Consider the following 23659-nt stretch of genomic DNA (forward strand, 5'->3'; position numbering starts at 1 on the left):
CGAGCATCCGTTAAACAAGGCGATCGGCTGGGCTGGGCGATTAGATCACTTGTTTTACAGCGGAAATCACGACAGATTATGCACAGGCCGAGTCCCATGCAGGATCGGTGCAATATGAGGATGCCCGACGATGGAAGCGCTCTCCTTGACGCATGGGCCAGGCGAATATGCCTCGTTCTGCCGAATCTGCACTGCCGGCTGCGGCGTCCGCCTGACGGTCGATGAAAAAGGGCATATCATCCGTATCGTAGGTGACGACCAGAATGAACTGTCATCCGGCTATGCATGCTTCAAGGGGCTCCAGTCCGGTCTTGCGCACCGCGATCCGCAACGCATCCGGCGCCCGCTAAAACGGCAACCCGATGGCAGCTTCCGCGAGATCGGGATCGAGCAGGCGCTCGACGAGATCGCGGTCCGTATTGCCGATTTGATGGGTCAGTCCGGGCCCAATGCGATTGCGCTGTTCGCAGGCAACGGTTCCATGATGAACCAGTCCGCAGTCGGCATGAACCGCCATTTCCTGCACGCAATAGGATCGGAGCAATATTTCACGACGATCACGATCGATCAGTCCGGGAAGATGGTCGCGGCGGGCCGAACAGGCACATGGGGCGCCGGTGCGGTCGATCTCGATGACATGGATGTGCTGTTGCTGTTCGGGGTGAATCCGTTCATCGCGCATTCCACCATGTCGGTATTGGGAGTCGATCCGATCAAGCGGCTGAAGCGCGCGCGGCAACGCGGTTTGAAGCTGGTCGTGGTGGATCCACGGCGCACGGAAACGGCTGCGCAATCGGACCTTTCCTTTCAACCCTATCCGGGTGAGGACGCCGCCATCGCATCGGGCCTGATCCGACTGATCCTCGCAGAAGGTTGGCATGATGCAGAATTTTGCCGGCAATATGTCGGCGAGGAACGCTTGGCGGCGCTTCGCGACGCGGTCGATCCGTTTACACCACACATTGTGGAAGCACGGGCTGGATTGGAACCGGGGGCGCTGTGGGCGATCGCGGACATGTTCGCATGCCAGAACAAGCGCGGCCCCGCCATGACCGGTACCGGCCCCAACATGTCGCAATATTCGAATCTGGCCGTTCACATGGTCCAGTTGCTGAACGTGATCTGCGGCCGTTTTCCTCGGGCGGGTCAAAAAGTCACCTCTGTCGACATGCTCAATCCTGCCAGGGACATGTACGCGGAAGTCGTTCCCGCATCGCGTCCGTGGGAAAAGCATCCCGCCAGCCGCATTCGCGGCGCAGGTAATTTCTTCGGCGAACGCGTATCGGGTACGCTGACGGACGAAATATTGACAGCCGGGCCGGACCAGATCCGCACCCTGATCGTCGATGGCGCCAACCCGATGACATCGCTACCGGATCGCGACAAAGCCTATAGCGCGTTGCGCTCCCTCGACATGCTCGTCGCGATCGACACATGGCACACCCCCACGACCCAGCTTGCCGACTACGTCCTGCCAGCAAAGCTTCAATATGAGCGACCGGATATGTCGCCGGGACATCCGGCGCTCAAATTCTATCCAGGCGCGTGGGCCCAGTTCACGCCGGCGATCGTCGCGCCTCCGAAAGACGCCGAGGTCGTCGATGACTGGTATGTGTTCTGGGCGCTGGCCCGGCGGCTGGGCGTCACGATCAATTTTGCCGGCATCCGCTCCATGGATAGCGATCAGCCCCCTTCCACGGAGGATCTGATAGAGATCCTGCTCGAGCGCAGTCAGACTTCGCTTGACGAGTTGCGCGCCTATCCGCACGGGCATCAGTTCCCGATCACGGATGCCGTCGTCAAACCGCCTCGCCAGGGTCATAATGCAAGATTCGACGTCATGCCGGCCGACGTGCTCGACGAACTGCACCGTTATCGAGCCGAACCCGTAGCGCAGCACCGTGCCGGGCCCGATCGCGAATTCACCCATTTATTGTCGTCGCGACGCATGCGCGATCTCTACAACAGCTATGGCGTCCTCATGCCGACGGTAAGAAAGCGCAACAAATATAATCCGGCCTATCTCAACAGCGAAGATCTGGAGCAGTTGGGATTGGCGGATGGCCAGTTGGTCGAAATCATTTCAGCCCATGGCCGAACCCAGGCAATCCTCAAATGCGATGATACGATGCGGTCTGGAGTGGTGGCGTTGAGCCAATGCTGGGGCGGCACGCCGGGAAAAGAAGACGTCATGGTTGACGGAAGCTGCGTCAATGCTCTGATCGACACCGATACGCATTTCGAGAGCATCAACGCGATGCCGCACATGTCGTCGGTCCCCGTCCGTTTCGAACCATCGCCGCAAAAAGCCAAAGCCGCGGCATGACACGCGCCGCGCGGCGACGATAAGCCGTTTGCCATTCATTCACGTCCTGGTCCGCGGCGGCGCCAAGGGTCCTTACGGCTCCAGGTCCACATCGAACCCTGCTCTATGCTGGCAACGCTGGGCCATGGATCATCTCGCCCAATGCACCGCCAAGGAAATCTCACGCACCCGCCCGGATCACAACGCGGCCATCAGCAAACACGCATGCGTCTCGCTTCGGCACGCGGGCCTCGATATGAGCGCCGTCTGTCTCTCTCCAGAATGCCAACTGGATGGTGTCGCCGGGGAAAACCGGGGCGCTGAACCTGCCCGAAATTCCGACAAGCCGGCCGCCTTCGCTGCACAACGTCTTTTCCGCAAAGGCCGCGCACAGTCCATATGTTGCCACGCCGTGCAGGATCGGCTGCGGAAATCCAGCCTGCACTGCCGCTTCGGGTATCAGGTGAAGAGGATTCTGGTCCCCGGTGAGCGCAAATATCTGGGCGGCCTGCGGCGATGTCGGCACATTGACGACCAGATCTGGCGCGCGCTCCTTGACGCTGACCGGTTCCGCTTTTGCATAGGGCGGGGCACCGGCAACCTGATCGGACCGGCAAACAAAGGTCATCTGCATGGATGCATAATGGGTTTGCGTCTGCGCATCATATAATTCGCGGGTCATAGCGATCACGCAACCGCGGCCCTCTCCGCGATCGAACACGCCGCTCACGCGCGTTTCGCTCCTGACCGCCCCTTCGACCGGCAGCGGCGCATGCAAAAGCATCCCTTGACTGCCGTGCAGCATTCCCGAAAGCGTCGCTCCAAGTCCCATCGCATGAGGCCGTGGAGCGGCAAGCACGATGGCCATCGCTGGCAGGGCACGTCCCGGCGGAAGCGGTCCAAGGTGCCGACGCGTCCAATCGTCGGACGGGTCCAGGCCGCAGCCAACGCCCAGGGCGTAGATGCAGCTCTCCTTGGCCGAATAGCGCTGCTCCATGACGATAGGCGCCATGCCCATCAGCCTGTGGTAATCCATGATCATCAGGCCCTACCCCTCCTGAAAGACAGTGATCGCTCTTGGCAAGCGGGATCGCGCAAGCGAAACGGACGGACAGATGCCACCAGTTTGCGCCTGGCATGCCTCGCCCCTTTTACCGCTATCTGCGAGCACGGCTGAGCCCGCCGTCGACCGGAAGGAGAACCCCAGTCAGGTACGCCCCGGCCCTGGAACACAGATAGACGCAGGCACCGGCAATGTCGTCGGGCTGGCCCAATCGGCCCAAGGGTATCAGTTCGGGCATCTCTGCCATATGCGCCCTGTCGATGGCGGCCGTCATTCGCGTCGAAAAATATCCCGGCGCGATCGCGTTGACCGCGATATGCGATGCGGCCAGTTCCGCCGCCAACATCCGCGTCAGATGATGCACCGCAGCCTTGCTCGCCGAATAGGAAAAGGTCGGTCGCAATGGCAAGGCATGACCCGCGAACGAACCCAGGTTGACGATCCGGGCCGGGTCATCGGGCGTCGCTGCGTCGCGCAACAGCGGCAGCAATTCGCGGATGAGCGTGAAAGGCGATTGGACATTGATCGACATGAGGTCGGGCCAGCTCTGGTCAGCCAGTGTTTCGATCGGGCCTCCGGCGCTCTTGCCCGCGTTGTTGATCAGCACATGCAAAGGCTCACCCTTCGCCTTGACCTGATCGGCAAGCGCCACGGCGCCGTCGGAGTGAGACAGATCGGCGACCAGGCCGGTGCAATGACCGAATGCGCTGAGTTCCTCTACAGCCTGTTGACTGACCTCCGCCTTGCGCGAGGTGATCGTGACGCTCGCGCCGCGCCGCAGAAATTCCTGAGCGATCATGTGCCCCAGACCTTGAGCGCCGCCAGTGATGAGCACATGCTTATTTGTCAACGCAAACAAGTCGGACATGTCGATCCTCTCAATTTCTATAATGGGAAGCGATGATCAGGGACAAAGGAGTCCCGCAAGGAAACCTGCCACCCCATGGTAGTTCATTTGTTCTAATTGGCAAGATGCAGACTCTTGTTGGCGGGGATGGCATGGCGCTGATGGCGCATAGCAACGCAGCGCAGAATGCATGCCGCGGAACTCTGGTTGATTGTTGCGAAAAGGCGTTCCGCCCACAGCAAGGGTCAGGCCTGCGACAAAATAGAGATCATCCATTCCCTGCGCACGACACACGTGCACCCAATGCAAAGATCGAGCACAAGCACAAGCTTGGGCGCGTTGCGTTACGTCAAATCCCGCCGTTGAGTGAACGTGCTTTCAGGCGCCGCCTGTTGAAATCGTTACGTGCTGCCGCTTCCTCTTGGAGCACCAGCAACCCGTGCCCCGTGCGTCGCGATCGCCCCTATATCAAGGTGCGATGAGCTTGACTCATCAGCAGTTGGTAAACCCGCGTGCCACGCCCCGATTGTTACCAGTATGCTGATGCATCAGCGTCATGCATCTTGATATATGCGCCGACTGCGGCGACCCCGTCTAGTCGCTCCGCTTGGTCCTGCCTCTTTTTGGCGGTGCAGGATCTGGAGCAGCCTGCGGAATGCCCGCCTCGATCAGAGCTGTCGCGGTTTCGACAAGGTTGAGCTGCGGATCGGTCTCCGTCCACAAATCGCTACGCCGGCGGCTGGCCAGCCAGGCCTCACGCGCTGCCTCGACCGAGAGAGTATACCACGCGAAGAAGATCAGCCGTTGACGCAATACCGGCGCCGGAATGTGCTGGCAAAGGCCACTGATCAGTTGCAGCAGCCGCCGGTACACCAGGATATTCATTCTATCCAGATAGGATGCGACGTCCTTGCGGCGCACAAACATCACGCTGGCAAGAAATCGGATCGCGGTGGGCGAAGGGTCCGTGTAGATATCGGGATTTGGCGCGCGAACGATGATATCCACGACTTCACGAACGCTGGTCGGACCACCTTTTCGATCCAGTTCGGAAATGCGCTCGAACCAGACGACGCTCAGATCATTGAAAATCTCGTTGATCAGTTCAAGGACGAGTCCCTCTTTCGACTTGAAATAATAGTTGAGCGAGCCGCCATTCTTCGCACCCGCCGCCGCGACGATCTCACGAACCGTGACTGCTTCCAGGCCATGCTCGGCAAACAGCCGGCGTGCCGCAACCTTTATGTTTTTTCGCGTGTCCGTACGCTCGTCGAGCACATCCTGGGCTACTTTAGTCGAACGTGGCATCTTCACATGAACCATTGTTTGGGCGCGGGTCAGAAAAACGCGCTTGCGCGCGATATAGCGATTAGCCGAGCTCCGAGTAAAATGGAATGACAAAACGGCATTAATTTTGCGTTGCGCCCCATCCTCTGCACGAAAGCAGCGGCGTACATCATCGCTCGATCATGTCTCGGCTTCCTGACCGGATTTCCAGCTCATGGCGCGCGAGCCTCTTGACGTCCTGCCTGCGGACCAGCCGTCAGCGCGCGTGATAAAACGGTGCGGCGTGAACCATGCCTTCCCTATGCTCCGCATTGCGAATGTGATGACCCATGACCTCTTATTGACGCATCATGGAACCGCTGCCACTCACAGCCCTCAAAACCATAGCAAGAGAGGCGCTGTCATGATGGAAAAGGCGCAGGACCTTCCCGACGCAGGTCAGGCCAGCGCGCAAGACGCCGATCATGGCTGGCAATCTGCTGCGGACGAATGGCGGCGGAACTGGCGGGTCGGCCTTGCTGCGTTCCTGGTGATCGGCTTGTCTCATGGCGCATATCAATCGCTGTCCAGCCTGTTCGTCCTGCCCCTGCAGGAAGCATTTGGCTGGTCGCGCGGCCAGATCGCCTTTGCGCATTATTCATCGCTGATGGTGGCCTTCGCTGCGCCCTTCATAGGTCGCGCAATAGACAGGTTCGGACCACGCCGGATCATGCTGGGCGGCATGGCCCTTTCCATCCTCATCTATCTGGGCCTGGCATCGATGAACGGCTCCCTGGCGCTGTTCTACCTGCTCAGCGTGCTAGCCGGCGTCATTGGCCTGTCGGCGAGCGGACTCACCTGCTCCCGCGTCGTCAGTCAATCCTTCGTACGTTCGCGCGGCGTTTCGCTCGCAATCGCGCGCAGCGGCCTGGCGCTCGCCAGCGCAGCTTTACCGACCATCCTCTTCGCCATCATCGCGCGTTATGGCTGGCGCGCTGGCTATATGACCGAAGCGCTGCTCGTGCTGGTGGTCGCATTGCCTGCCGCCTGGTTCTGGATAGGTCGTTCACGCACGCCCGCAAACGTTCAGCATCGACACATGGATGCCGATCTTCCAACCTGGCTGCATTTGCTGCGGGAACGGCGCGTATGGCTACTTTGCCTGGGCGCTGGCCTGGGCTACGCCCCTGCCACCGCGATCATGACGCAACTGCAACCGCTCCTCATCAGCAAGGGCGTGGAGGCAGGCAGCGCCGCCGCGCTGGTGGGCATGGCCGGAATTGCCAGTTTTGCCGGCGCGATCATCACCGGCAGCCTGGTCGATCGGTTCTGGGCGCCGGGCATCGCTTTCCTCTTCGCCTGCGGTTCGGCGATCGGAACATGCCTGCTGGCGTGGCACGGCGCGATCGAAGGACCGATGGCGGGATTAGCCATATTGCTGATCGGCTTCGGCCTGGGTGCGGAAATCGACGTGGTGGCTTATATGGTGGCGCGCTATTTCGGCATCCGCTCCTTCTCCACCATCTATGGAATGGCTGTGTTCTTCATCGCTTTTTCCGGCGCACTGGGCGCATCGATGCTGGGAACCGCGTTTGACCGGCACGGCAATTATGACGCGGCCCTGCTGGTCATCGCTGCCAGTTTCATGGCGGCGGGCTGCGTTTATCTCATGATGGGCCGCTATCCTCAGCATAAGGACTGAATGCGAGCCGACGTGCCGCTCTATTTTGTTGCCTTCAGCCGCGGGTAGCACAGCATCATCATCTATCGGAGAACATCATGTCCGATCCTACGCCTCTTTCCGTCTTCGGGCTTCAAGGCAAATTGGCCATTGTCACCGGGGCGGGGTCCGGTATCGGCCAGGCCACTGCCACGCTGTTCACGCAGGTTGGCGCCCGCGTCCTGTTCGTCGACATCGACGAGGCAGCCGTTCGCGAAGCCGCCAAAGCAAGCCAGTCGCCCTATGCGGTCTGCGATATTGCGGACGAAGCGCAGGTCATCGCCACGTTCGGTGAAGCGAAGAGGCTATTGGGCAGGCTGGACATATTGGCCAATGTCGCAGCCTATCGGCGCAAGGCGGATACCATGACGATGCCTGCCTCTGAATGGGATATCATGCATGCGGTCACCACGCGCGGCACGTTCCTGATGATGCGCGAAGCCATCAGGATCATGCGCGATCAGGGCAGCGGCGGCTCCATCGTCAACGTGTCGTCCGTAAGCGCGGATCATCCGACGATCTTCAACAACACCCATTATGATTCCGCCAAGGCCGGCGTCGACGCGATGACCCGCGCAGCCGCCGTCGAATTCGCCGAACACAGGATCCGCGTCAATTCGGTGCAGCCCGGCGGCACCGCAAGCGGTGGCGCGAAAAGGATGGGAAGCGATATGCCGATGCGCGGACCCATGACGGCTCCGGGACGCATTCCACTCGGCAGAATGTCCGATCCAGTAGAACAGGCACGAGCTATCCTGTTCCTAGCCAGCGATGCAGCAAGCTACATCACTGGCCATCATCTGACGGTGGACGGGGGCTACAGCGTCTCCTGACCCATCGGCACCGTCCGAACGCCGTCAGGCCTTTTCCTGCAACCCGGCAAGGATCGCCAGCCCCTCCATCGCCAGCCCCTGGTCAAGCTCCCTGGCCAGTCGCGCCTTGATATCCCGCGTCAGAAGGATGCGGGTATAGCGATTGGCCAGGGCGGGACGCGCGACTATGGTGCGGGCGATCTCGCGCGCGCGCGGCATCAGCGCATCAGGTGCCAGTACCTCGCCGACCAGTCCAAGGGCCAGGGCTTCGGTTGCGCCGATCTCCTGTCCCGTCATCAGGAAATACCGTCCACGGTTCGGCCCCAGCAGCATCGGCCAGATGCTCTGCACGCCATCGCCAGGCACCACGCCGGCCAGCGCGTGCGGCTTGTCGGCGAAGGCAGCGCCCTCGGCCGCCAGCACGACATCGGCAAGCAGGGCGATTTCAGCATGGATGAAGGCGGGGCCATTGACGGCGGCCACCACAGGAATCTCGATCGCCAGCAGATTGTTGAGCAGCGCCCTGCCCTCCCGGAAGATCACGTCCCATGTCGCGCCATTCATCGGCGGCATGTCGCAGTCCATGTCGAACTCAGCGCAGAAGGTGTCGCCCGTTCCGGTGATCAACAGCAGGCGAGCGTCGGGATCAGCCGCGATTTGCGCGAAAGCGATGCCCAGTTCCTTGTGCAGTCCACCCCATAGCGCCCATTTGGCCGGCCCCCCATGGTGATGGATACGCAGTTCCACAATGCCGTCATCCTGCGTCATCGTGATATTGTCGAACTGCTCTGCCATCTCTCTTCCCCTCGTCCTTTTCCGTGCTATCAAGCACACACTTGATAGCCGGCGTCGACGCCGTGGCAAGCAGGAAAGGCGAATGGAAGGATGACGAAGGTCAACGACGCGGTTCAGGACACGCTCGACCGGCTTGTCGCGGAAGGCAAGGAAATCGGGATTCAGGTCAACGCGTGGCTGGGCGAGGAACAGATTGTCGATTGCTGGTCGGGCCTCGCCGATGCCGCCACCGGCCGGCCCGTCGACGGCGACACACTGTTCAACGTCTATTCCGTGTCTAAGGCGGTGAGCGCCACCGCCCTGCATATCCAGGTCGAACGCGGCCTGGTCGACTATGACGCGCCCGTCGCGACCTATTGGCCGGAATTCGCGCAGGCCGGAAAGGGCGACGTCACCATTCGCCACGTCCTTTCCCATGTTTCGGGCGTGCTGCGCATGCCACCGGACGTGACGCCCGAACTGATGACCAATTGGGACTGGATGTGCCGCCGCATCGCGGAGATGGAAGGTGTCTATCCTGCCGGTAGCCGTTCTTCCTACCAGTCGATGACCTTTGGCTGGATGGTGGGCGAAGTAGTGCGCCGGACCGATCCCAAACGCCGCCCCTTCGGTCAGTTCATCAAGGAAGAGATAGCGGACCCGCTGGGCGCCACCGATCTTTGGCTGGGCATTGCCGATGCCGTCGAACCGCGCATCGCGAAGCTGGATGCCGCCGCCGTCTATGTCGCGCCCGACAACAATATGATGCGGGAGGCGCAACCGCTGATCGTCGACCTGATGCCCGACCCCTTCGAACGCCCCTATGTGCGCCGCGCCTGCATTCCGGCTGTGGGCGGCATTTTCAGTGCGCGGAGCAACGCCCGTTTCTGGGCGATGTTGGCCAATGGCGGGCAATTCAACGGCGTCCGCCTCCTGTCCGAGGAGCGCGTCGCCAGTTTCGCCGCGCCACGCCCGCATTTCGAGGATGCGGACCCCGTCTTCTTCGGCATGGTCGTTCCCATCGCCTGGTCCGGATTCTGGTTGGGCGGCGCGGAAAACCCGCCCGTCTCAGCCCCTCGGAACATGCGGGCGCTCTGCCATCCGGGCATGGGCGGCAATATCGGCTGGGCCGACCCCGACCTGAAGCTGGCGGTCGGCATCTGCCACAATCGGATGTTCGACACGATCAATATCGCGGAAGACAGCCGCACCATCATTGGTGATGTCATCCGGGCGGCGCTGTGATGACACACGACTATATTATCGTGGGCGGTGGCTCCGCCGGCTGCGTGCTGGCCGACCGTCTGTCGGAAAATCCGGCGAACAGCGTGCTGCTGCTGGAAGCGGGACCCGAGGATCGAAACCCCTTCATCCACATGCCCAGGGGCGCCGCGAAGCTCTACACCGACCCAAGGCATGTCTGGTATTTCCAGACCGAAGGACATGACAGCGTTCCGGCCGAAACCTGGATACGCGGCAAGATGCTGGGCGGCTCCTCTTCCGTCAACGGCATGATGTATTTTCGCGGCCAGCCCGAAGATTATGACGGGTGGGAGGCGCTGGGCGCAAAAGGTTGGGGATGGGACAGGATCGGCGCCGCCTTCCGGGCAATGGAGGGGCATGAACTGGGCAGCGACGGGGTGCGTGGCGGCGAAGGGCCGTTGAAAATCTCGGTCGAACCCATGCGCGATCCCCTGACCGAGGCCTTTATCGCGGCGGGCGAGCAGATGGGCGTACCGCGGGTTGCCGATCTCAACCGTTCGGGCCGAGCTGGCGTGGGGTACACACCGCGCACCATCTGGAAGGGAAAACGACAGAGTTCCGCCCAGACTTTCCTCAAGCGAGCCCGCGGCAGGGCGAATCTGCGCATCGTCACGGGCGCGGTGGTAGACAAGATCCTCTTCACGGGGCAGCGCGCAACCGGCGTCCGCGCCAATGTGAACGGGGTTGTTCAGGACTTCGCCAGCGGGCGTGAGGTCATCGTCAGCGCTGGCGCGCTGATGTCGCCGCAAATCCTCCAGCGGTCAGGCGTCGGCGCCGCCGAGCATTTGCGCGGACTCGGCATCCCGGTTGTTGCCGATAGCCCCGGGGTCGGCGAACATATGCTGGAGCATCGGCTGCTTTCGATGGTCTATGACCTTGCCGTTCCGCACAGCCACAACAAGGACCTGGCCGGCCTGAAACTCGTCGGCAATGTGCTGCGCTATTATCTCACGCGCACCGGGCCGATGGCGGCGGGCTATGGCAATGTCGGCGCCTTTGCGACCGTGCTGCCGGAATCGGAAACCCCCGATATAGAAATATTGCTATCGCCCGCTGTCGCTGCGCCGGACGCCAAGGGAAATATGGTCGCGGATGCGGCGCACAGCGTCACCCTGTTCGGCTATCCCCTGCGCTCGCGCAGCGAGGGGGCGGTCAGTATCACGGCGGCCGACCCGACGGCTCCGGCGAAGATCCGGGCGGGCTATCTGACCGATCCTTATGATTGCGCCGTCACGGTCGCGATGCATCGCTATCTGCGCGACTGGATGTCCCGTCCCGCCATTGCCCCGATGATCGCGTGCGAACGCGAGCCGACCCGTTCGCTTCAGACCGACGATGAAATCCTCTCCGCCTTCCGCCAGATCGGACAGGCCGGCTATCATGCCTGCGGAACCTGCCGCATGGGCGATTTCCACGATGCGGTGCTGGACGAAAAACTGCGCGTCAAGGGCGTGGACGGCTTGCGCGTCATGGACGGATCGATCATGCCCACGATGGTTTCGGCCAATACCAACGGTCCGATCATGGCGGCGGCATGGAACGCGGCCGACATTATCCTGGAGGGACGCAATCGCTAAAATCCTGACAGACGAAGCTGCCTCCGCCGAGGATGGGGGGCGGGTACGCCGGCGGCGGCGCACGCGCGAGGACGTGGTCCAGCGCATCTGCGATGCCGCGCGGCAATTATTCGCCGAACGCGGCTATGGCGGCACGGCAACACGCGAAATCGCCCGCCTGGCAGACGTCAGCGAGACGTTGCTGTTCCGCTATTATGGCGACAAGGCCGGACTGTTCAATGAAGTGGTCATCGCGCCGTTCCACGTGCTGATGGCGGATTTCGTCGAACTGCATCCCGATCCCACCGCCCCCTATCCCAAACAGGCGGAAACGCGCCGTTTTACCCGGCAGGTCTATGAGCTGTTCGAGGGGAACGAGGCAATGTTCCGAGCCCTGCTCGCAGGAACGCCAGCCAGCGGCGAGGATGCGCCGCCGGGGTTGCGCGGGCTTGCCCCCTTCTTCGAACAGTCCGTCGATCAGGTCAGGAAACGCTATGCACTCGCCGGGATCGATCCGCCCTTCGACCTCAGCATCGGCGTTCGGCTGGGCTTCGGCATGATCGCTGCCAGCGTGATCTTGCGAGACGCCCTGTTTCCCGACCCTCCCGGACGCGGGGCCGTGCTGGACGTGCTGGAGCAGCTGATCGCGCAATCGCTGGTGGGACCACCACTTGATTGACAGCGCACGCGGGTCAAATTATGTAGCATATACTACATAGGAGAGATTCCAATCATGGAAGCCGCCGTCAGAATCCAGGAATATGACGATCCGAGCTATGATCCGTTCAGTGCGGACGACATCAATTTCGGAGATATGCTCGATCCCTATCCCCAGATCGCGCAATGGCGCGCACAGGCGCCGGTGCTGGAGGGCGATTACCGCCCTAAAATGGGTCTGCAGTCCGCCACCTATCCCGATCGCAAGATGTTCACCATTGTCGGTTCCGACGAGATATTGACCGTTCTCACCGACACGGATCGCTTCTCCAACCATGGCTACAAGTTCAACATCGGCGAAACCTTCGGCCATGGCAGCATCAGCGTCATGGATAACCCCGAACATGGCCGCTGGCGCAAAATCTTCCAGAAGATCTTTCTGCCTCAATATGTGAAATTATGGGGCGAAACCATCGTGGACCCCGTTGTCCACAAGTTGATGGACAAGTTCGTGGGCAAGGGTCGCGCCGATCTGGTCGAACAATTCACGCTGCTCTATCCTTTCGAGGTGATCTACCGGCAACTGGATCTGCCGGCGTCCGACGTCCGGACCTTCCAGCGCCTGGCGATCGGCCAGACCGATTACATGCACATCGACAAGGCGCAGGAGGCGTCACGCAAGCTGGGGGAATATTTCACCGCCCTGGTTGAGGAACGGCGGCGCAATCCCGGTGAGGATCTCGTCAGTCTGCTCGCCAATACCGAAGTGGATGGCGATTATCTGCCGCCTCTGGTGCTGATTTCCTTCCTGCGGCAGCTGATGAACGCGGCGGGCGACACGACCTATCGCGGCACCAGCGTGCTGCTGACCGCGCTGCTGGAACATCCCGACCAGCTCGACGCTATCCGGACGGATCGCAAACTCATTCCTTTCGCAATCGAGGAAGCGCTGCGCTGGGACGGTCCCGTGGCTGTTCAGCTCCGCATGGCGAAGCAGGACGTCGTTCTGGGCGGCATGGAAATCCCGGCCGGGTCGTTGCTCGACGTGGTGGCTGGCGCGGCCAATCGCGACCCTGCAATATTCCCCGACCCGGACAGGTTCGACATATTTCGCGAACGCAAGGCGCATTTTTCCTTTTCCCGCGGGCCGCATATATGCGTGGGACAGCATCTTGCGCGCGTGGAGATGACCCGCGCGCTCCATGCGGTGCTCGATAATCTACCCAATCTGCACTTCGATCCCGACAAGCCGCGACCGGAAATACGCGGCACCATGATGCGTGTGCCCAGGCATCTCCATGTCCGCTTCGGCGACTGAACTTCGTCCCAAAGGAATTATCATGCCAAATCTGATCGTAACGACGCGCGATGGCACGGAACGGGAAATTGCCGCCGCTACGGGGCTTTCCCTGATGGAGGCAATCCGGGACGCCGGCGTCGATGAAATGTTGGCGCTGTGCGGCGGCTGCTGTTCCTGCGCCACCTGCCATGTGAAGGTCGATCCCGCCTTTGCCGGCCTTCTGCCCCCCATCAGCGAGGATGAGAGCGACCTCCTCGACAGTTCAGACCATCGCGATGAATATTCACGGCTGTCATGCCAGATCCCGCTCACGAGCGAACTGGACGGCCTGCGGGTTGCGATAGCGCCGGAGGATTGAAGGGCAGTGGACGTTAATGGACGGCGAACTCCATCGCATGTGTGAAATCCTTATCTGCCCACGGGCATGTTCTTGCTCCGCTCGTCCGCAGGGTCGAAACAGTTTCAGAGAGGACGACTATGAGCGCTGACGTGACAATCATGCCCGAAATCGAGTTGGCTCCGCGCCCGGACCATGTGCCGCCCGAATTGGTACGCGATTTCAACATCTACGACGTCCCTGGTTCGGCCGAGGACGTTCAAGCCGCTTATGCAGCGGTGCAGCAGGCCAACCCCGATATTTTCTGGACGCCCTATAATGGCGGTCACTGGGTTGCGACGCGGGGTGACGACATCGTCGCGATGCAGCGCGACTATCATCATTTTTCGCACAAGCATATCGTCCTGCCTCCCATGCCGGAGGGTACGCCGCGTCAGATTCCGTTGGAGATGGACCCACCGGAACACGCCCGATACCGCCGCCCCCTGATGCAGTCATTGATGCCGGCAGTTGTTTCAGAACTGGAAAGCACGGTGCGCGACGTGGCGGTGCAAGCGATAGAGCGCGTCCTGCCGCAGGGCGAATGCGAATTTATCGAGGATTTCGCCAAGGTTTTGCCGATCCACGTGTTCCTGGAACTGGTCGAGCTGCCATTATCCGACAAACATCAGCTTTTGCCGATTGCGGAACGTTCGGTGCGCGGTCACACGGCCGAGATAAGGCTGCGGGCGCAGCAGGAAATGGGCGGATATCTGCTGGACAAGATCCGTGCCCGCCGCGACAATCCGGGCGAGGATCTGCTGAGCAAGCTGGTCAATGTCAATGTTGGCGATGGGCGGATTTCGGAGGATGAGGCCGTCAGCTATGCGACATTGGTATTGTTCGGCGGGCTCGACACTGTAGCAGGCATGATCGGTTTCATTGCGCGTTTCCTTGCGATGAATCCGGGACACCGCAAGCAATTGGTCCAGAGGCTGGATGACGAGGATTTCGTCAAGCATGCCATAGAAGAGATGATTCGCCGGCATGGCCTTGCCAATACATGCCGCGTGATCGCCGAGAATTTTGATTATAAAGGCGTGGAGTTCCACGCCGGTGATCGAATATTGCCTGGCAATCTTTGGGTGGGCCTGGACGACCGCATCAACGAAAATCCGTTGGTCGTTGATTTCAACCGGGAAAAGCCGGTGCATGCGGCGTTCGGAAATGGCGCCCATGCCTGCCCCGGGGCGGTATTGGCGCGACGGGAAATCCGCATCTTCCTTCAGGAATGGTTGAGCCGCGTCCCGGACTTCCGGATCAAGCCGGGAACGAAGCCCGTTCTGGCCACGGGGTTAGTGAACGGCGTCCTGCGCCTGGATCTGTGCTGGCCCTGAGCCGCCCCGCCATCCACCGCTGACATGCTGGTTGGCGAATGGCGCAAAATACCCTGATAGCAAAAGACGCGCGCTCGTCGCGCGCGCGCCCTCCAACATTTGAACAAGGCGAATGACGCGCCCTGCGGGGCGCGTCAAAAGCGGGTCAGATCAGGCCCTGGCGACGCGCCGCCTTGGCGACGGCGGTGAATTCATCATAGACGGTCAACGGTTCATGAGCGATCGCGCCGTCCGTGATGCTGTCCCAATGCGCTGCAATATCTTCAACGCTGGGGGGGGTGGTTCCCAAGGGCGCGACCCAGCCGTCAGCAGCGCAGATGCGGACCTTTGCGTAGCGGCCGCTGTTCTGCGAATAGATGCCGTGGGTAGAGGTGCATTTTTCGCTGACGAGATACACGGCAAGAGGCGTATTGAACGGCACTTCGATGCGGCCTTGGCTGGCGGCATAGTCAGCGCCCTTAACCGCGTCGGCAAAGGCCGGTATTTCCATGAAACCGGCATCCATTTCCGCTGCCAGCCGGGATTGGGCGGTAGGCAGCAGGAGGTTCGACGTGATGCCATAGGCCGAACCCTCTATCGCGACGATATGGCTGAGACCCATCAGGCCACCCTTTGCCGCGGCGTAGTTGGCCTGCCAAGCATGGCCGAACATCGCCGAGGCGGAACCGGTGAAAAGGAAGCGTCCATAGCCGTTCTGGCGCATTGCGCGATAGGCCGGCTGGGCCACATAGATGGCGCCCTTCAGATGCACGTCGATGATGGCGTCGATCTGCTCGTCGGTCAGATCCTCGAAACGGCCATTGCGCAGGAACCCGGCATTGTTGATGCAGATGTCGACCTTGCCGAACGCGTCCAGAGCGGCCTGGACAATGGCCGCTCCCCCCTGGCGGGTCGATACGCTGTCATAATTGGCGACGGCTTCCCCGCCCTGGTCGCGGATTTCCTGAACGACCAGGTCCGCGGCATTATGCGATTGCCCCTGCCCCGATCCGCTGCCTCCCAGATCGTTGATGACGACCTTCGCACCGCGCCGGGCAAGTTCCAGCGCATAATCCTTGCCCAGGCCATTGCCTGCGCCGGTGATGATCGCCACGCGGCCGTCGAAACGCAAATCGGTCATGCTCATCCTCTTCCTCAGCTCTCATTCGCCCCGCACTCGTTCCGCGCGAACGGGCCATCATCCATGGCGGCAGCGGGTTCGATCCTATCCATTCGCCCGAAGGGCGCCAGCGCGAGGACGAAAGATCGGCTATTCGATGAAATGGCCGCCAGGCTCAATTCACGCTCTGCACCTGCCCGCCGTCCATCCGCACATTGGCCCCGGTCATATAACCCGCGTTCGGGCTGGCGATCATGCAGACCACATGCGCGATTTCCTCCACCCGGCCGATGCGGCCGACGGGTATGGGCGTCAACTCGCGCGCGGCGCGGGCTTCCGCTTCCTCCAGCGATATGTCGCCCCAGCCCATGTTGCGCTTGAGATTGCCGAGCCAGGCCTCGACCGCCGGAGTGAGGATCATGCCGGGGCTGACGCTGTTCGCCGTGACGCCGCAAGGGCCCAGCGATTTCGCCAGGCTGACCGTCATGTTCAGCATGGCAGCCTTTGCCGCGCCATAATCCGGGCCAAGCGCTATGGGCTGCGTGGCTGCCGCGCTGGCGACGTTGATGATGCGACCCCATCCCCTCGCCTGCATCCCCGGCAGAAGGCGACGGATCATGCGCGCCGCGGCAATGGCGTTAAGCTGGTAGGTGCCCTCCCAGCCTGCCTCATCCACCTCCGTCCAATGCATGGCCGATGTCCCCACGGCACCTCCCGCATTATTGACCAGAATGTCGATCTCCCCCGCGGTCTCGACAACCGCGTCCGCACCCGCATTGGTGGAGAGATCGCCGACAGCCACCCGGGTGTCGCCGCCAATGGAGTCCGCTACCGACTGCGCCTTTCCGGCATCGCGGCCATGCACCACGACGGTGCAGCCTTCCGCCGACAGCATGCGCGCTATCCCCGCGCCGATTCCCGAACTGCTGCCCGTTACCAGCGCGCGCTTCCCTGCCAGTCCAAGGTCCATTTCTGTCTCTCCTATGCTTTAACGACATGCTCTATGGCGAGCATGGTCGCGTAATCGCTGACGAATTCGGCGACATCAGCCCCGATCACGGCAATATCCTCCGGCGTCCTGAACAGGCCGCCGCGCAACGCGGCTTCGCTGGGGAAATGAAGGTGCGCCATGCCGAACCACGGATCGGCCGGCGACAGGCGATCCTGCACATAGCGGTTCATGCCGACATGGATCTCGCAGGCGAGCGGAATATGCTCGTCCCAGTGCCGTTCCACCTCCTGCCGCGACAAATCGGCAAGGGCGCGGATGAAGGAAAGCTGCGAAAGGCCCGGCGTGACGCCGACTGCCGGAGCTTCCGTCGCGGCCTTGCCGACGACCTGCGTCGACGAACGCACTTCCACCTGTTCCCAATCCGAACGCAGGCTGTCCACATCGAAGGCGGCGTCGGTCCAAAGTTCGATCACCGCATCATAAACCGGCGGCGATGGCGGACCGCCTTCCTCACTTGGGGTATGCTGCCCCACATGAACCACGATCCGCTCGGCCATTCCGGCCCAAGGTTGCGCCCCAGCCCATTCGGACGGGGATGCCGCCATGGTCGACCGCGGACCGCGCAAAAGAATGACGCGCTTCATCTTTTCCTCTCCTCAACTGGTCTTGCGCGTACGAATCGCACCGATTAGAAATAAACGGTACAGTTTTATTATCCCGGAGCAAGCGTGCCGCAAAATGCCATCGAGAAGCCACGCCGAGGCAGGCCCACCAATGCGGATGTGCCCCTGCGCGAGGCTGAACTGATCGATGCGGCCGCCCGCGCCTTTCTGCTGCGCGGCTATGCAGGTGCGAGCATGGATCATATCGCCGCCGCCGCCCGTGTCAGCAAGGCGACCATCTATGCCCGGTTCGGCAACAAGGCCGCCTTGTTCGAAGCCGTCGCGCTCCACAGCGTCGCATCCATGCGCAGCGATGTACGGATTATCGCGACCGAGGGACGACGGCCCGTCGATGTGCTGACGGATTTTGCCCTGCGCATCACCAGCGAGGTGGCGGACGCGGAGCGGATCGCCGTGCTTCGGCTGGCCATCGCGGCAAAGGACAGCTTTCCTGATATCGCCCGCCGGCTGCACGGCCATATCGGCGATACGGTGGCGCCGATTACCGAATATCTCCACACTCTGCGCGAGGCAGGATACAGAATCGACGATCCCGCGCGATTGGCGCAGCATTTCATCAACCTTGCCAATGGCGGACTGCGATTTCTGTTGACCGACGACTTTGCGGATGCCGCTTTCCGCCGGCAATGGGTGAACGGCGTGGTCGCCCTGTTCCTGCGGGGGATTGAAGCGTGAAGGAGCATCGGCGCATTGGCCGCCAGGGCGGGCATCACGAATATGCTGTCTTGCGGCCGCGTCTCGCCCCCACAATTGCCGATCGCGGATATTTATGGAACGCCGGACGACAACGGAGCGAAGACTGCTCAGGGGACGCAGGCCATCCCGCTGCCGGGCAGCGCCGCATGCGCGCCGCACGATACGGACGATCAAGGAGACGGGCATGAAACGCTGGCTGATCACGGGCATTTCGAGCGGTATCGGCGCAGCCCTGGCCAAAGCTGTACTGGCGCGGGGCGACCATGTGATCGGCGTCGCCCGCAACCGGGACGCGTTGACCGCATTTGAGAGTTCGGGCGCGGGCCGGACCACCGCTATCGTCGCTGACATGGGCGATGCCGTGCAGGTCGCAAGGCTTGCGAAGGAGGCGCTGGCGGCCGGCCCCGTGGACATATTGGTCAACAATGCCGGCCAAAGCCTGTTCGGTGCCGTTGAAGAAGTCGACCTGGAGGAGGCGCGCGGTCTCTTCGAGGTCAATTTCTTCGGACCATGGGCGCTGACCCAGGCGCTGCTACCGCATTTTCGGTCCCGTCGATCGGGCGTTATCATCCAGATATCTTCGGGCTGCGGTCTGATTGGTACGCCGGGGCTTGGCGCTTATTGCGCCAGCAAATTTGCGCTGGAAGGCTTGACCGAGACGCTGGCGCTGGAGGTCGCGGCTTTCGGCATCCGCGCCATGCTGGTCGAACCAGGCGCGATCGCCACCCGCTTCATCAGCCACGGCACCCGCGAGGCGAAGGTCCGCCTGGCCGATTATGATATGCTGTCCGGACAAGGCAAAGCCGTGCTCGACGGCTATTATGCTCAGGCGGCGAACCCGCCTGAAAAAGTCGCGGAGGCGATTTTGTCGGCGCTGGAAAGCGACGCGCTGCCTTTGCGCCTGCCCGTGGGCGAGGATATGCGCGGCGCGCTCGCGCAAAAAGCGGCGGCGCTGGCGGCACTGGCAGAGGGGTGATCCCGCGCTGACGACCGGCAGCGCCCGCCGGATTTTCAGGTCGTGAGAATGATTTTGCCGTTCAATCCGCCCGCTTCCACCAGCCGATGCGCTTCCGTCGCCTGATCGAGCGGCAAAATCCGGGCGATGGGTACGGCAATCCTGCCTGTCGCAACGGCGGCGGCCAGACGGGCGGCATCCGCCCCATCGGGCTGCACGGCGAAAAATTCGGGTGCGACGGACAATTCATCGGTAGGGATCGGCGTCGTGGCGGCGGTCAGGACGCGGCCGCCGGCTTTCAGATGTCGGCAGAGCGCACCGACCGCCGCGCCACCGACCGTGTCTATGACATGATCGAAGGGCGCGCCGGTCCAATCCTCTTCCCCCAGCACGATGACGTCGTCAGCGCCCAAAGCGCGGACTTGCTTCACATGGGCCGGACGGACGGCAGCGATCACGTCCGCGCCACGCTCCTTCGCCGCGAACAGGGCAAAACGGCCGACAGAGCCCAGCGCCCCGGTCAGCAGAACTCTCTGTCCTGCTTGGAGGTTCAAGCCCCTCTCGACCATCTGCAAGCCGGTAAGGCCAGCGGTTGGGATTGCAGCGGCGGTGGGCAGGTCGAGTGCATCCGGCACCAGGGCGAGATGGTCGGCGGCGACAGCCACCTGCTCGGCATAGCCGCCCTTCAGAAAGGGATCGAGCATGCCGAAGACGCGGTCGCCGAGTGCAAAACCCTCTCCGCCCACGACTTCGCCCGCAATGTCGTAACCCAGAATATGAGGAAAGCCGACGGGCGCGAAATCCTTGAACATGCCGCTCCGCCATTTTCCATCCGCCGGATTGACAGCCGCCGCCGCGATGCGCACCAGCACCTGTCCCGGTTGGGGCTGCGGCACCGGCAGATCGGCAGGTTCCAGGACTTCCGGCCCGCCATGACGGTTGATGACGATTGCTTTCACCCTCTCATCTCCTCACTCGGTCAGGGTCGCGATCAGCCGCGCCTGCCTTTCTTCATTCAAGCCCGCCGCCTCGCGCAGATAATGGGCGACAGACCCATGATCTCGGCTGATCCGGGCGTGACTTGCCGCAAGATAGGAGGGCCGCACCCCGGCCAGCGCGATCAACGCGCTTTCCTGAACCTCCTTGCCCAGTGCCGCCTTCATGATCCGGCGCGTCGCCGCCACGACAGCCGGATTGGGGCAGTCGCCGCTGCGCAGATAGTCCGCCATGATCGCGTCTTCCGGTACGCCGAGCGCGTGCAGCAGCATCGCAACGACAAAGCCGGTGCGGTCTTTGCCCGCCGTGCAATGGACCAGCAGGGGCGTCTCCCCCTGGGCGAGGTGATCGAACAACAGGGCGAGATGCGGAGCGCAAGCGGCCGGCAATGCCTCATAGGTATCGATCATCAGGGCGACGGCGCCCGCCTCCCCCGGATTTTCACGCATGGCGGCCAGCGGATCGGCATCGGCGCGGAAATCAGCGACGACGTCCATCGGCAACACCGTCGCGCTGCTGCTGGGCCAATGGCCAGCCGCATGCGCCCTTTCGGCTTCGCTCCGCAGGTCGCACACGGTCCGGATGCCCAGCGTGGCGAGCCTTTCCGCCTCCTGCGGCGCGAGCGTCGGTATGGCTTCGGAACGGTACAGCCGGCCATGACGAACCCGCCTGCCCTCTGCGGCTGGTTGCCCGCCGAGATCGCGGAAATTTGGGGCACATGTAAGGATCATAGAGGCGCTCCCTTGCCGCTGATCTTGTGGCGAATCCGGGCTTCATCGGGAAGCGCGCGGGGCGCAATCATCACGTCGGTGATTAGGGTCCGAGGAAGCGAGCGGCTAATCTTCCGGCACATTCAACGGGAGCAGGAATATGGAGAGACTGAAGGGCAAAGTCGCCGTCGTCACTGGTGCAGGCCGCAATATCGGCCGGGCCGAAGCGATGCTGCTGGCGGAGCAGGGCGCGAAGGTGGTGGTGAACGATCTGGGTGGCGGCCCCTACGGCACGGAGAAGGGCGACGCATCGCTCGCCGAGGCCGTGGCGCAGGAGATCCGCGACGCCGGCGGCGACGCGGTGGGCCAATGTTCCAGCGTCGCGACTCGCGAAGGCGGGGAGGCGGCGGTGCAGGCGGCGCTCGACGCCTTCGGCCGGATAGACATTCTCGTCAACAATGCCGGGATCGTCCGCCCGGCCCGGATCGACCGGATGACGGACCAGGACTGGAATCTCTGCATGGACGTCAGCCTGACGTCCAGCTTCTACACCTGCCGGGTCGCGGCGGCCCATATGATCGCGCAGCGGTCCGGCGTGATCGTCAATACCGGCTCGCCGTCGGGCTTTGGCCATTGGGGCATGGCCAATTATTCCGCGGCCAAGGAGGGGCTTCTGGGCTTTACCCGCACCATTGCGCGCGATCTGGGCGAATACGGCATTCGCGCGAACCTGATCCGGCCGGTGTCGCACCTGACGGGCACGCATACGCCCGAAATCGATCAGACCATTGCCGAATCAGCGCGACTCGGCATTCCGCTGCTGTGGAACAAGCCGATGGCTCAGCCGCGCATGACCGCCCTGCCCGCCCATGTCGCGGCGCTGGTTGTGTGGCTGTGCACCGATGCCGCGGCGCATGTCAGCGGAAGGGACTTCTACATCCAGGGCGATGAAGTGGCGCTGATCCCTGAACCGGAAGCGATCCGCACCAGCATCCATCCCGGCGGTTGGACGCTGGATGCATTCGACGAACAGGCGAACCGCGACTATCTGTTCGGGTCGATCCAGAACCGGTTCGTGAAGTCGCAGGATCCGTCCTGACCTGCAGGAGTTCAGTCCGCAACCGGACTGAACTCCCATGTTCCAAAGCGGGTTCTTGATCAGCGATCGGTTCCGATCGCTTGGAAATCGCTCTATAGCGGACCCACTGGCGGGGCGGCATGGTCGACCGCGGCCCAGCCGAAGCGTGGGGCGGTGGCGGCGTTGTTCTCCTCCGCCTGCCATTCGACGGGATTCACCATCCAGTAAAACAGGCCATAGACGATATGGGCGCGGATGGCGCGCCAGGCCTCCTCCTCCGACGGCGGATTGGGGACGCCGTAGCGGCCAAGCGCGGCAAGATAGCCCGCCACCAGATCCCTTTCCCATGCCCGTCGATCCAGGGGGTCCAGCGCGGAGATGTAGAAATAGGTCACATCATGCGCCCAGTGACCCCGACGGGTGGTCTGCCAATCAAGAAAGCCCGGTTTATGTTCGCGGGTGAGATACATATTGCCCAGATGCGCGTCGCCATGAATGACGCAACGCGGCCCCTGGTCGCCGAAGCGCCGCAGTTCCAACAGCGCGGCATGGACCTTCTCCCGATCACGGCACGCCGCCGGAATTCCCAGCGACCGGGGCAGTCCCATATAATGCGCCCATGTCTCTGGCTGGAGCTGGCCACGGCCAAAATCTCCCCAAGCTTCATCCGGCAAGGGATCATGACGCATCAGCCAGCCCAGTTCGCCATCATCCTCCAGCGCCGGACTGTCCCACCAGCGGGCGTGCAATGCCGCCATATCGTCAAGGAACGATGCCGCCTGATCACGGGTCAGCGGCTGCTGGACGCGGCAGATATGGGCACCTGCCGGCCTCAGATCCTCCATGACCACCATTCCCTGGTCGGCGTTCGCCACTGCGTAGAGGATTTTGGGCAATCCCAGCGTCAAGCGCGGCGCCAACTCAGCGAAAAAGCGCGCCTCCGTCTGATAGCAGAATTTCACCAGTTCCCGATGCTCGGCAAGGCCCGCCTTGATGCACAGCGCCGGAGGAAGGCCATGCGCCTTGCCCGCGTCATTGTAGGTGGCGGTCACCATCATCTTGGTGCCGGTGCCCCACAGAATTTCGTTGACGTCGAGCTGCTCCACCCGCGTCCCGGGATAGCCCAGCGCCAACGCATCGCTCAGCCATTGCGCGGTGACATCCTCCGCGACGAGCGGCAACCAGGGTTCGTTCATGCAGCCTCCTCCTTATAT

Annotated in this window: 22 protein-coding genes; 12 read left to right on the forward strand and 10 right to left on the reverse strand. The window is 62.2% G+C overall.

Features of this window, described 5'->3' with window-relative positions:
- Positions 1-130 precede the first annotated feature (130 nt).
- A complete protein-coding gene (locus MRBLMA1_RS08580; RefSeq protein WP_363736115.1) occupies positions 131-2326 on the forward strand; it encodes a molybdopterin-containing oxidoreductase family protein in 2196 nt (731 codons plus the stop codon).
- Positions 2327-2486: 160 nt separating this feature from the next.
- On the opposite strand, the gene MRBLMA1_RS08585 is transcribed toward MRBLMA1_RS08580, so the two are convergent.
- The 3 genes from MRBLMA1_RS08585 to MRBLMA1_RS08595 all read right to left on the reverse strand — a co-directional run bounded on the left by MRBLMA1_RS08585 (position 2487) and on the right by MRBLMA1_RS08595 (position 5523).
- Positions 2487-3347 (reverse strand): MaoC/PaaZ C-terminal domain-containing protein, encoded by an 861-nt coding sequence (locus MRBLMA1_RS08585; RefSeq protein WP_414714686.1) that lies wholly within the window; start codon positions 3345-3347, stop codon positions 2487-2489.
- Positions 3348-3462: 115 nt separating this feature from the next.
- On the reverse strand, positions 3463-4236 hold the full coding sequence (locus MRBLMA1_RS08590; RefSeq protein WP_363736119.1) for an SDR family oxidoreductase: 774 nt from the start codon (positions 4234-4236) through the stop codon (positions 3463-3465).
- Positions 4237-4809: 573 nt separating this feature from the next.
- Positions 4810-5523: a TetR/AcrR family transcriptional regulator gene (locus MRBLMA1_RS08595; protein ID WP_363736879.1), complete on the reverse strand. Its 714-nt coding sequence runs from the start codon at positions 5521-5523 to the stop codon at positions 4810-4812.
- A 382-nt stretch (positions 5524-5905) separates the two neighbouring features.
- On the opposite strand from MRBLMA1_RS08595, the gene MRBLMA1_RS08600 reads away from it, so the two are divergent.
- Positions 5906-7183, forward strand: a complete 1278-nt coding sequence (locus tag MRBLMA1_RS08600) for an MFS transporter (protein ID WP_363736121.1) — start codon at positions 5906-5908, stop codon at positions 7181-7183.
- A 77-nt stretch (positions 7184-7260) separates the two neighbouring features.
- The gene (locus MRBLMA1_RS08605) at positions 7261-8034 is read left to right on the forward strand and encodes an SDR family NAD(P)-dependent oxidoreductase (RefSeq protein WP_363736122.1); all 774 of its coding nucleotides are present in this window, start codon (positions 7261-7263) and stop codon (positions 8032-8034) included.
- A gap of 24 nt (positions 8035-8058) precedes the next feature.
- On the opposite strand, the gene MRBLMA1_RS08610 is transcribed toward MRBLMA1_RS08605, so the two are convergent.
- Positions 8059-8808 (reverse strand): enoyl-CoA hydratase/isomerase family protein, encoded by a 750-nt coding sequence (locus MRBLMA1_RS08610; protein WP_363736123.1) that lies wholly within the window; start codon positions 8806-8808, stop codon positions 8059-8061.
- Between the two features lie 90 nt (positions 8809-8898).
- Between MRBLMA1_RS08610 and MRBLMA1_RS08615 the strand changes: the two genes are divergently transcribed.
- The 6 genes from MRBLMA1_RS08615 to MRBLMA1_RS08640 all read left to right on the forward strand — a co-directional run bounded on the left by MRBLMA1_RS08615 (position 8899) and on the right by MRBLMA1_RS08640 (position 15276).
- The gene (locus MRBLMA1_RS08615) at positions 8899-10032 is read left to right on the forward strand and encodes a serine hydrolase domain-containing protein (RefSeq protein ID WP_363736124.1); all 1134 of its coding nucleotides are present in this window, start codon (positions 8899-8901) and stop codon (positions 10030-10032) included.
- Positions 10032-11627 carry a GMC family oxidoreductase gene (locus tag MRBLMA1_RS08620; protein ID WP_363736125.1) on the forward strand — a complete coding sequence of 532 codons (1596 nt, stop codon included), beginning with the start codon at positions 10032-10034 and terminating at the stop codon, positions 11625-11627. Before MRBLMA1_RS08615 ends, MRBLMA1_RS08620 begins: the two co-directional genes overlap by 1 nt.
- Before the next feature lie 73 nt (positions 11628-11700).
- Positions 11701-12285, forward strand: a complete 585-nt coding sequence (locus MRBLMA1_RS08625) for a TetR/AcrR family transcriptional regulator (protein WP_363736126.1) — start codon at positions 11701-11703, stop codon at positions 12283-12285.
- 54 nt (positions 12286-12339) lie between these two features.
- The gene (locus tag MRBLMA1_RS08630) at positions 12340-13581 is read left to right on the forward strand and encodes a cytochrome P450 (RefSeq protein WP_363736128.1); all 1242 of its coding nucleotides are present in this window, start codon (positions 12340-12342) and stop codon (positions 13579-13581) included.
- Between the two features lie 22 nt (positions 13582-13603).
- A complete protein-coding gene (locus tag MRBLMA1_RS08635; RefSeq protein ID WP_363736130.1) occupies positions 13604-13921 on the forward strand; it encodes a 2Fe-2S iron-sulfur cluster-binding protein in 318 nt (105 codons plus the stop codon).
- A gap of 119 nt (positions 13922-14040) precedes the next feature.
- Positions 14041-15276, forward strand: a complete 1236-nt coding sequence (locus MRBLMA1_RS08640) for a cytochrome P450 (RefSeq protein WP_363736131.1) — start codon at positions 14041-14043, stop codon at positions 15274-15276.
- A 145-nt stretch (positions 15277-15421) separates the two neighbouring features.
- Here MRBLMA1_RS08640 and MRBLMA1_RS08645 read toward each other — a convergent pair whose 3' ends face one another.
- The 3 genes from MRBLMA1_RS08645 to MRBLMA1_RS08655 form a co-directional block, all read right to left on the reverse strand.
- Positions 15422-16396: an SDR family NAD(P)-dependent oxidoreductase gene (locus tag MRBLMA1_RS08645; protein WP_363736132.1), complete on the reverse strand. Its 975-nt coding sequence runs from the start codon at positions 16394-16396 to the stop codon at positions 15422-15424.
- Positions 16397-16550: 154 nt separating this feature from the next.
- A complete protein-coding gene (locus MRBLMA1_RS08650; RefSeq protein WP_133651251.1) occupies positions 16551-17345 on the reverse strand; it encodes an SDR family NAD(P)-dependent oxidoreductase in 795 nt (264 codons plus the stop codon).
- A gap of 11 nt (positions 17346-17356) precedes the next feature.
- Positions 17357-17971 (reverse strand): EthD family reductase, encoded by a 615-nt coding sequence (locus tag MRBLMA1_RS08655; RefSeq protein WP_363736135.1) that lies wholly within the window; start codon positions 17969-17971, stop codon positions 17357-17359.
- Positions 17972-18055: 84 nt separating this feature from the next.
- Between MRBLMA1_RS08655 and MRBLMA1_RS08660 the strand changes: the two genes are divergently transcribed.
- Positions 18056-18685, forward strand: a complete 630-nt coding sequence (locus tag MRBLMA1_RS08660) for a TetR/AcrR family transcriptional regulator (protein ID WP_363736136.1) — start codon at positions 18056-18058, stop codon at positions 18683-18685.
- Between the two features lie 205 nt (positions 18686-18890).
- The gene (locus tag MRBLMA1_RS08665) at positions 18891-19682 is read left to right on the forward strand and encodes an SDR family oxidoreductase (RefSeq protein ID WP_363736137.1); all 792 of its coding nucleotides are present in this window, start codon (positions 18891-18893) and stop codon (positions 19680-19682) included.
- A 35-nt stretch (positions 19683-19717) separates the two neighbouring features.
- Here MRBLMA1_RS08665 and MRBLMA1_RS08670 read toward each other — a convergent pair whose 3' ends face one another.
- Positions 19718-20620, reverse strand: coding sequence for an NADP-dependent oxidoreductase (locus MRBLMA1_RS08670; protein WP_363736139.1), 903 nt, complete (start codon positions 20618-20620; stop codon positions 19718-19720).
- Between the two features lie 12 nt (positions 20621-20632).
- The gene (locus MRBLMA1_RS08675; protein ID WP_363736140.1) at positions 20633-21388 is read right to left on the reverse strand and encodes a tyrosine-protein phosphatase; all 756 of its coding nucleotides are present in this window, start codon (positions 21386-21388) and stop codon (positions 20633-20635) included.
- Between the two features lie 139 nt (positions 21389-21527).
- Between MRBLMA1_RS08675 and MRBLMA1_RS08680 the strand changes: the two genes are divergently transcribed.
- A complete protein-coding gene (locus MRBLMA1_RS08680) occupies positions 21528-22466 on the forward strand; it encodes an SDR family NAD(P)-dependent oxidoreductase (protein WP_363736141.1) in 939 nt (312 codons plus the stop codon).
- 92 nt (positions 22467-22558) lie between these two features.
- Here MRBLMA1_RS08680 and MRBLMA1_RS08685 read toward each other — a convergent pair whose 3' ends face one another.
- Positions 22559-23641, reverse strand: coding sequence for a phosphotransferase family protein (locus tag MRBLMA1_RS08685; RefSeq protein WP_363736142.1), 1083 nt, complete (start codon positions 23639-23641; stop codon positions 22559-22561).
- Positions 23642-23659: the final 18 nt, after the last annotated feature.

This window comes from Sphingobium sp. LMA1-1-1.1, assembly GCF_040676365.1.
Taxonomy (GTDB): domain Bacteria; phylum Pseudomonadota; class Alphaproteobacteria; order Sphingomonadales; family Sphingomonadaceae; genus Sphingobium.

What these genes read in the sequence shown, in the direction of transcription:
- MRBLMA1_RS08580 (WP_363736115.1), top strand. Translation starts at nt 131, where the DNA reads ATGGAAGCGCTCTCCTTGACGCATGGGCCAGGCGAATATGCCTCGTTC.
- MRBLMA1_RS08585 (WP_414714686.1), bottom strand. Translation starts at nt 3,347, where the DNA reads ATGATCATGGATTACCACAGGCTGATGGGCATGGCGCCTATCGTCATG.
- MRBLMA1_RS08590 (WP_363736119.1), bottom strand. Translation starts at nt 4,236, where the DNA reads ATGTCCGACTTGTTTGCGTTGACAAATAAGCATGTGCTCATCACTGGC.
- MRBLMA1_RS08595 (WP_363736879.1), bottom strand. Translation starts at nt 5,523, where the DNA reads ATGCCACGTTCGACTAAAGTAGCCCAGGATGTGCTCGACGAGCGTACG.
- MRBLMA1_RS08600 (WP_363736121.1), top strand. Translation starts at nt 5,906, where the DNA reads ATGATGGAAAAGGCGCAGGACCTTCCCGACGCAGGTCAGGCCAGCGCG.
- MRBLMA1_RS08605 (WP_363736122.1), top strand. Translation starts at nt 7,261, where the DNA reads ATGTCCGATCCTACGCCTCTTTCCGTCTTCGGGCTTCAAGGCAAATTG.
- MRBLMA1_RS08610 (WP_363736123.1), bottom strand. Translation starts at nt 8,808, where the DNA reads ATGGCAGAGCAGTTCGACAATATCACGATGACGCAGGATGACGGCATT.
- MRBLMA1_RS08615 (WP_363736124.1), top strand. Translation starts at nt 8,899, where the DNA reads ATGACGAAGGTCAACGACGCGGTTCAGGACACGCTCGACCGGCTTGTC.
- MRBLMA1_RS08620 (WP_363736125.1), top strand. Translation starts at nt 10,032, where the DNA reads ATGACACACGACTATATTATCGTGGGCGGTGGCTCCGCCGGCTGCGTG.
- MRBLMA1_RS08630 (WP_363736128.1), top strand. Translation starts at nt 12,340, where the DNA reads ATGGAAGCCGCCGTCAGAATCCAGGAATATGACGATCCGAGCTATGAT.
- MRBLMA1_RS08635 (WP_363736130.1), top strand. Translation starts at nt 13,604, where the DNA reads ATGCCAAATCTGATCGTAACGACGCGCGATGGCACGGAACGGGAAATT.
- MRBLMA1_RS08640 (WP_363736131.1), top strand. Translation starts at nt 14,041, where the DNA reads ATGAGCGCTGACGTGACAATCATGCCCGAAATCGAGTTGGCTCCGCGC.
- MRBLMA1_RS08645 (WP_363736132.1), bottom strand. Translation starts at nt 16,396, where the DNA reads ATGACCGATTTGCGTTTCGACGGCCGCGTGGCGATCATCACCGGCGCA.
- MRBLMA1_RS08650 (WP_133651251.1), bottom strand. Translation starts at nt 17,345, where the DNA reads ATGGACCTTGGACTGGCAGGGAAGCGCGCGCTGGTAACGGGCAGCAGT.
- MRBLMA1_RS08655 (WP_363736135.1), bottom strand. Translation starts at nt 17,971, where the DNA reads ATGAAGCGCGTCATTCTTTTGCGCGGTCCGCGGTCGACCATGGCGGCA.
- MRBLMA1_RS08665 (WP_363736137.1), top strand. Translation starts at nt 18,891, where the DNA reads ATGAAACGCTGGCTGATCACGGGCATTTCGAGCGGTATCGGCGCAGCC.
- MRBLMA1_RS08675 (WP_363736140.1), bottom strand. Translation starts at nt 21,388, where the DNA reads ATGATCCTTACATGTGCCCCAAATTTCCGCGATCTCGGCGGGCAACCA.
- MRBLMA1_RS08680 (WP_363736141.1), top strand. Translation starts at nt 21,528, where the DNA reads ATGGAGAGACTGAAGGGCAAAGTCGCCGTCGTCACTGGTGCAGGCCGC.
- MRBLMA1_RS08685 (WP_363736142.1), bottom strand. Translation starts at nt 23,641, where the DNA reads ATGAACGAACCCTGGTTGCCGCTCGTCGCGGAGGATGTCACCGCGCAA.